At 60.9% G+C, this 6,046-nt stretch carries 4 protein-coding genes and 3 pseudogenes; 6 read left to right on the top strand and 1 reads right to left on the bottom strand.

What is annotated here, in order from left to right; all coding sequences use genetic code 11:
- Nucleotides 1–1,329: 1,329 nt before the first annotated feature.
- A pseudogene (locus tag ACFPPB_RS16775) lies at nt 1,330–1,743 on the top strand (VC1465 family Xer recombination activation factor); the annotation flags it as partial.
- 30 nt (nt 1,744–1,773) lie between these two features.
- Nucleotides 1,774–2,264: pseudogene (locus ACFPPB_RS16770) on the top strand (FAD-binding oxidoreductase).
- A 162-nt stretch (nt 2,265–2,426) separates the two neighbouring features.
- Here ACFPPB_RS16770 and ACFPPB_RS16765 read toward each other — a convergent pair.
- Complete coding sequence (locus tag ACFPPB_RS16765) at nt 2,427–3,143, bottom strand: uracil-DNA glycosylase family protein (protein WP_377329174.1); 717 nt, start codon at nt 3,141–3,143, stop codon at nt 2,427–2,429.
- 328 nt (nt 3,144–3,471) lie between these two features.
- Between ACFPPB_RS16765 and ACFPPB_RS16760 the strand changes: the two genes are divergently transcribed.
- The 4 genes and pseudogenes from ACFPPB_RS16760 to sdhD all read left to right on the top strand — a co-directional run bounded on the left by ACFPPB_RS16760 (nt 3,472) and on the right by sdhD (nt 6,043).
- Complete coding sequence (locus ACFPPB_RS16760) at nt 3,472–4,059, top strand: DNA-3-methyladenine glycosylase (RefSeq protein ID WP_377329178.1); 588 nt, start codon at nt 3,472–3,474, stop codon at nt 4,057–4,059.
- A 347-nt stretch (nt 4,060–4,406) separates the two neighbouring features.
- Nucleotides 4,407–5,226: pseudogene (locus ACFPPB_RS16755) on the top strand (succinate dehydrogenase iron-sulfur subunit).
- Nucleotides 5,227–5,229: 3 nt separating this feature from the next.
- Nucleotides 5,230–5,622, top strand: coding sequence for a succinate dehydrogenase, cytochrome b556 subunit (gene sdhC / locus ACFPPB_RS16750; protein WP_377329172.1), 393 nt, complete (start codon nt 5,230–5,232; stop codon nt 5,620–5,622).
- A 4-nt stretch (nt 5,623–5,626) separates the two neighbouring features.
- Nucleotides 5,627–6,043 (top strand): succinate dehydrogenase, hydrophobic membrane anchor protein, encoded by a 417-nt coding sequence (gene sdhD, locus ACFPPB_RS16745; RefSeq protein ID WP_377329170.1) that lies wholly within the window; start codon nt 5,627–5,629, stop codon nt 6,041–6,043.
- The last annotated feature ends 3 nt before the right edge of the window (nt 6,044–6,046 follow it).

The following is a 6,046-nucleotide window of genomic DNA, read 5'->3' as shown; positions in this document are numbered from 1 at the left end:
ATCAGAGGCACATCACCGTCACGGCGGCACGAAAACACCGGAAACATCGCCTTTTTCCCGTAACCATGCCAGCGTTTTCGCACGGCCGTCTGGACGGCTGTTTCAAAGTCGATAGATCAGGGCATCCTTAAGGCTCCGGTTGAAGTATGGCAGCGGCCCAAGTCTTTGGGCCGCTGCCATCGTTGGTCCAACTCTCTTGGCGCTCTTCTACCACTGGCCTAGTGTTCACGACAGGACGAATGACTGGCACAGCTTTGTTGGCACCAATACTTGTCGAACCTGCTTGACTATCAACGTCTGACTCCATGGTTTTCAGAGAATTACCGTGGACCAATTTTCTTGGCCGCATTCAGCAACTAAAAAACTGCCTCCTGGCAGCCAACAAACTGCCGCATAGTCGCTGATCGACCAACGATGTGCCTCATTCTCACCATCCTCACCGACAAACCGCCGCGAATTAGCCGGTCCGTACTTTCAGAGCCAGTATCGACCTACCAACACGCTGCCTCATATTCGGACCAACAAACTGCCGCCAATTTGCTGGGCGCCTGGTCTCAGTAGAGGCCAGCTAGCCACCCTTCACGACGGTGTCATGTCGGCCTCTAACCACCGCGCAAAGGCTCGAATATCCACAAAGCCGCGGGCGCCAACGCAGAACTCGGCAGGCTCCGTCGACGCCCAAAAGGCCTTCACGCTCGGCAAATCCGCTTCGGGTCGCCCGTCGTAAAGTGCCGTTGCTTTCCAGTCATACACGGTCATCACGTTGCCTAGGATAGGCCGATCGAGCCGTCACCGCACCGCACTGAGCCCGCCAGGATCGGATGAACGCCGTGACCTGACTGTAGCCTCCGCCGTAGCCTTGCTCCTTCAGCTGCGCCAACAGCCGCAACGCCGTGCGGCGCTCCTTGCGTGGCCGCCGTAAGTCGGTCTCCAGCGATTGCCGAAACCACTCGGCATAAGCGTCAAGCTTGCACGGCCCGCTGGGCCGCACATACGTCATCTCACTGCGCGCCCGCTCGTTCGGCCACTTCTTGACGGTGTTTCTCGACAGACTCGTTCGGCGTGTGATCTCGCTGATCGACAGGCCGTCCCGAAACCGCATTCTCCGGACTTTCGCGTACATCGCCACGGTATGCACCTCGTCTTCCTGCTAGGCTAAACCCGCAGGCTAGTGAAGAACACCCTGGTCAATTTTCAGTCGGCAGAACCTCGATTTACTGGTCAGTTTTCAATCGGCAGCAACAGCCAGGCGACACGATTTAGGGGAAGACGACATCGCCGTCGGCGGCTCTGGTACGTCTCCCCCGATGAGTCCGCGAGCTTCGGCATGGCTGCCTGCTGAACCGCAAGGCCTGCGCGGAGTATCTCGGCGTGTCGCTGCGCACGGTCCGGTACTGGGATGCTGGGCGTAACCGGGTGCCGTGGTCGGTCGTCCAGCTGCTGCGGCTCCTGCGCTGTGGCGACCTGGGCGCACTCCACGATGAATGGGACGGCTGGACGATTAACCGGCTGGGTCTGCACACACCTGCTGGCCGCACGTACCGAGAGCGCGATATGCGTCACTGGTGGCTGACGATCGAGCAGGCGCATCTTTTCCGCGAGGGTTACGACAAGGCGACGGCGGTGCTACCGAAGGTGGGCGATAGCCCGGACGCCCGCGAAGCGGTGCCTTTGATCGCGATGCCAGGTCGAAGCGCGGACAACCGGACCGCCCTGCACCTCGTCCCTGCCCCAAGCCAGTAAGTATCCTCCGGCAGAGCCGGAGGCATTACGATGGCTGGCCCCTCAAAGGGGCCTTTTCGCCATCGATCAACATCAAAAGCGAAAAGCCGTGGGGGTGAAGCCGACTGCTGGAAAGGTCAAACCTTGGTGAGTCCCCCGGCAGAGCCGGGGGTTTACCTGAGTGAATCACGTCAAACCGCTTTAAAAGGGACGCCCGCTGATCCGTACATGTCGGCTTTTGCGCCCGGCCGCGCGTCCTCCGCGGAGCGAAGCGACGCGGAGCACGCCGGTGCGAGCGCGGGGCTTGTCTATGAAGCTGGTCTGCTGGCCCAGCAGGACGCCGTCTTCGCATTGGTGCACGACAGCGTGCACGCCATGGGCGGATCGATCAGCGCCGAGCACGGCGTGGGCCAGCTCAAGCGCGATGCGCTGGTGCGCTACAAGGAACCTGTCGAGCTGCCCTCAGGCGATCCGTCAAGCAGGCGCTGGATCCGCAGGGAATCATGAACCCGGGCAAGGTGCTGGCTGCGGTTTCCGTTTGAAGCGTGCCGCGTAGGGCTTCGCGCATGGTCAGGTTCGAGGCTGTTCACACTTCATGGTCGGGGGTTCGGTGAATGCCGCCATAAGGCAGCCGCGGTACCGCCGGTGCGCCCGCGGAAGCGCGCGGCTGGCGACGCCCCGAAACCGTACGGGCGATCTCGATGTCAGGTGCGCGGCGGCAGCCATGGTTTTAGCGCTTGCTCTGCCAGCGCCGGCCAATCGCGATTCGCAGCCGGGTTGGCCGGACTCGGGTGAATCAGGTAACGCACATCCGCGTCCTTACCGAGCAAGGCTGTGGCGCGCCGTTCGGCGTAGCGGCCGATGCCCACGACCGCCGCCGGCGCCAGTGCGCGGACGGCAGCTGCCAGTGCACGGTCACAGACCGCGGTCAGTGCCTCGGTCTCGCGCAAGCTCAAACGTTCCGGAATGAGATTGTGCCCGTCCTTGATAAACAGCAATGGGCAGTAATTCCACACAAAGAAACGCGCGAAAAAATCCTCCGGCGTACCGAGACGCGCTTCGGCCCAGCGCCAAAGCCGCGAACCACTGCCCTCGTTGCGGTGACTCGCCATGCCGAGAACCGGGTATTTGGGATGTTGCACAGGCAGCACCTTGCCGAGCGGCGATTCGATATGAAACCACTCGCGCACCATCCGCACATCGCCAAACGGCACACCCGTTTGCGCCATGCCCCACGGCCCGGGGTTCATGCCCAGCAGCAACACCCGCCCGCGCTTCGTACCGTAGCGACGCAAGTATTCTCGGTGGCCAGCCCAAGCATAGATCAACGGGTTATAGACGTGGCTCGGCGCACTCCAGCGCAAATCGTCGACTTCATGCGCGAATGTGCGGGTGACTTTGAGCAGGCCGGGCGAAGTCATGTGTGATGGCGTACAGGTAACCAGTTCATATCTGCAGTGTGGACCCGGCCTGGTGAAGATCCTTGGAAAGCCGCCGTCATTCCTGCAAAGGTGGGGGGCGACTTTCACCAGCGAAGCTTGTGGAAGCTGCCCGGCAGCCGTGGGTAAATCGGTACAGGCGTATTATCTGCAACATCGATCATCATCCGAGCACGAATCGAAAGATGGGCAAGCGAGCGCGGGTAGCCCGAGCACAGCTTTCCACAAACTGCACGATGGCTCGAATCTTCGGATTTCGGTCACGCCCACGCACAGCGACTATTCGAGAAAGCCTGAAGGATCTTACACGATGAGCGTTCAAGCCATGCTTGATCGTGCGTTCTACCGGCGCGACCCGCGCCGCGTGGCACCAGAATTGTTGAACAAGGTGTTGCTGTGCTCCGACGGCCGCAGCGGCCGTATCGTGGAAGTGGAAGCCTACTGCGGCGCGCTGGATGCGGCCGCGCATGCCTATCGCGGCAAGACCGCGCGCAATGCCACCATGTTCGGGCCGGCCGGTCACCTATATGTATATTTCAGCTACGGCATGCACTGGTGTTGCAACGCTGTGTGCGGCGAAGTGGACGAAGGCGTTGGCGTGTTGCTGCGGGCTCTGGCGCCGCTGACAGGATTGGAGGCGATGCGCGCTGCACGCACGGCTTGTCGGCGCGACCGTGATTTGTGCCGCGGCCCGGCACGCTTGTGTCAGGCGTTCGACATTGATGGAGCGTGCGACGGCATCGACCTGATTGGCGGCATGGCTGGTGTGACCATCATCGATGACTGCACGCCGCCGCCAAGACGGCCGGTCATGGCTTCGCGGGTGGGAATTTCGCGCGCAACCAGCCAGCCGTGGCGCTGGTACGTACCGGACAGCCCCCACGTTTCACGTCGGTAACAGCATTGAGGATGCAGGGCTGAACCACGGTCGTGGCAAGCGGCTCGCCAACACTTTCATGCCTCAATGTCCGGCGCAGCGTACAAAATCACTCTACACATATCACGTAACGTTCACGTCGTTTGTAGCGATGATTTGGGAGCATCTGCAGCTGTTCTGACGGGGCCCTCGCCTCGGTTATGACAGCATGACGACGGCGAGTGATTGCCGGCGTGATATTCGTGATGGGCGGAGGCAGCAGCTCCGCTGATGGGCAACTGACCTGCCGCACGAGCCGAAGGCTTGGCTTTCTGCGAGGACGCAGACTTGAGAGGGGACAAGCCGTGCTTATCAAGAAGTCCGAGCAAATCTCACGCTGGCGTTGGCCTGGGCGATTTCCCCTGCCGCGCAATGCCGGCGTTTCGGCTCAATCACGAATCGAAACCGGGAGGACCTGGCCAGAGCCTCAAGGTGCCAAGCGCGTACAACACCTCAGGGTGTTTCGTTATGACCCCGAGTCGGGGGATGGCCCACGCATTGACACCTATGCCATTGACCGTGATCACTGCGGCCCCATGCTGCTGGACGCGCTGATCAAGATCAAGAATGAGATCGATCCATCGCTTGCCTTTCGTCGATCATGCCGCGAGGGCGTATGTGGCTCGTGCGCAATGAACATCAACGGCACCAACTGGCTGGCGTGCACCCGCTCACTCGACGAAATTTCTGATCCGGTGACCGTGTATCCACTCAACAACATGGATGTCGTCAAGGACCTGGTGGGCGATCAGACTCACCTGTTTGCGCAGTATCACTCCGTCATGCCCTGGCTTCGCACCAAGACACCGGCCCCCCCCTGGTCGTGAGCGTTTGCAGTCGCCCGAAGAGCGTGCTCGGCTGGATGGCGACTACGAATGCATTTTGTGTTTCTGCTGTACCTCCAGTTGCCCCAGCCACTGGTGGAATGGCGACAGATTCCTCGGCCCGGCGATATTGCTGCAGGCCCACCGCTGGCTGGTGGATAGTCGTGACGATGCCACGGAAGAGCGGCTGGATGCACTCGAAGATCCTTTCAAGCTGTACCGTTGCCACACCATTCTGAACTGCACGCGCACCTGCCCCAAGGGTCTCAACCCCGGCAAGAAGATTGCCGAGATCAAGTTGATGATTCAGCAACGGAGGAGTTGAGCCATGGCCGCTGCCCGACCCCGCCCACGCTCTCCGGACGTACAGATTTACCGTCCGCAGCTGACCTCCGTGTTGTCGTTCACTCACCGAATAACCGGGATATGGCTTGGCCTGGGCAGCATATTGCTGGTGGTCTGGCTGGCAGTCCTGGCTGTGGGAGGCAACGCTGCTGTTGCCACCGACGGTCTCCTGCATTCCTGGATCGGTGTTGTTCTGCTGCTGGGATGGACTTTCGCGTTGTTCTTCCACCTGTGCAACGGCATCCGCCATCTGGCCTGGGATCTGAATTTCGGCTTCGAACTGCGAAGCATCTATTTGTCCGGCTGGATCGTGGTTGCAGCCAGCGTGACCCTTACCCTAACGACCTGGGCCATCGGCCTGGCTGTAGTGAGATAACCCCATGTCACAGTGGAAACGACGCGACCCACTCGACCGTGATCCGCCGGAAGGCCGGGCATCATCGCTACATCGCGCCATGGGCCTGGGCTCGGCCAAATCCGGTGCTCATCATTGGTGGCTGCAGCGCGCAACTGCCGCCGCATTGGTCCCGCTCTCGGTGTGGTTTCTCGCCGAGCTGATTGCACAGATGGCCAAAGGGCACGTAGCCGCGGCCGCATGGCTCGGAAAGCCATTCGTAGCGATCCCAATGATCCTGCTGCTAGTTGCGATGTTCCAGCATCTGCGCCTGGGCTTGCAGGTCATCATCGAGGATTACGTTCATTCCGACCGCATCAAGTTCGCCGCGGTGGCTGCCGTCCACGGCGCTTGCTACACCCTGATGGCAACCGGAATTCTTGCGATGATTGCCTTGCGCTGAATG

Source organism: Rhodanobacter terrae (genome assembly GCF_042657005.1).
Lineage (GTDB): Bacteria > Pseudomonadota > Gammaproteobacteria > Xanthomonadales > Rhodanobacteraceae > Rhodanobacter > Rhodanobacter terrae.
This window is presented reverse-complemented; position numbering and strand designations above follow the sequence as displayed.